Annotated in this window: 1 rRNA gene (cut by a window edge); it reads right to left on the bottom strand. The window is 53.1% G+C overall.

The features are described 5' to 3' along the window. Positions 1–80: 80 nt before the first annotated feature. A 23S ribosomal RNA gene (locus AC1RP7_RS27865) occupies positions 81–1,255 on the bottom strand (it continues 1,259 nt past the right edge of the window).

Consider the following 1,255-nt stretch of genomic DNA (forward strand, 5'->3'; position numbering starts at 1 on the left):
AGCGTCGAACTTTCGGTTCTTTCGTCTTCACACACCGCAATCTGATGCTCTTTCGAGTAGTCAAATTGCTTGGGTGTTATATGGTCAAGCCTCACGGGCAATTAGTATTGGTTAGCTCAACGCCTCACAGCGCTTACACACCCAACCTATCAACGTCGTAGTCTTCGACGGCCCTTCAGGGGACTCAAGGTCCCAGTGAGATCTCATCTTGAGGCAAGTTTCCCGCTTAGATGCTTTCAGCGGTTATCTTTTCCGAACATAGCTACCCGGCAATGCCACTGGCGTGACAACCGGAACACCAGAGGTTCGTCCACTCCGGTCCTCTCGTACTAGGAGCAGCCCCTCTCAAATCTCAAACGTCCACGGCAGATAGGGACCGAACTGTCTCACGACGTTCTAAACCCAGCTCGCGTACCACTTTAAATGGCGAACAGCCATACCCTTGGGACCGGCTTCAGCCCCAGGATGTGATGAGCCGACATCGAGGTGCCAAACACCGCCGTCGATATGAACTCTTGGGCGGTATCAGCCTGTTATCCCCGGAGTACCTTTTATCCGTTGAGCGATGGCCCTTCCATACAGAACCACCGGATCACTAAGACCTACTTTCGTACCTGCTCGACGTGTCTGTCTCGCAGTCAAGCGCGCTTTTGCCTTTATACTCTACGACCGATTTCCGACCGGTCTGAGCGCACCTTCGTACTCCTCCGTTACTCTTTAGGAGGAGACCGCCCCAGTCAAACTACCCACCATACACTGTCCTCGATCCGGATAACGGACCTGAGTTAGAACCTCAAAGTTGCCAGGGTGGTATTTCAAGGATGGCTCCACGCGAACTGGCGTCCACGCTTCAAAGCCTCCCACCTATCCTACACAAGCAAATTCAAAGTCCAGTGCAAAGCTATAGTAAAGGTTCACGGGGTCTTTCCGTCTAGCCGCGGATACACTGCATCTTCACAGCGATTTCAATTTCACTGAGTCTCGGGTGGAGACAGCGCCGCCATCGTTACGCCATTCGTGCAGGTCGGAACTTACCCGACAAGGAATTTCGCTACCTTAGGACCGTTATAGTTACGGCCGCCGTTTACCGGGGCTTCGATCAAGAGCTTCGCGTTAGCTAACCCCATCAATTAACCTTCCGGCACCGGGCAGGCGTCACACCCTATACGTCCACTTTCGTGTTTGCAGAGTGCTGTGTTTTTAATAAACAGTCGCAGCGGCCTGGTATCTTCGACCGGCGTGGGCTTACGCAGCA

Source organism: Pseudomonas sp. GW822-FHT01E03, from assembly GCF_058802985.1.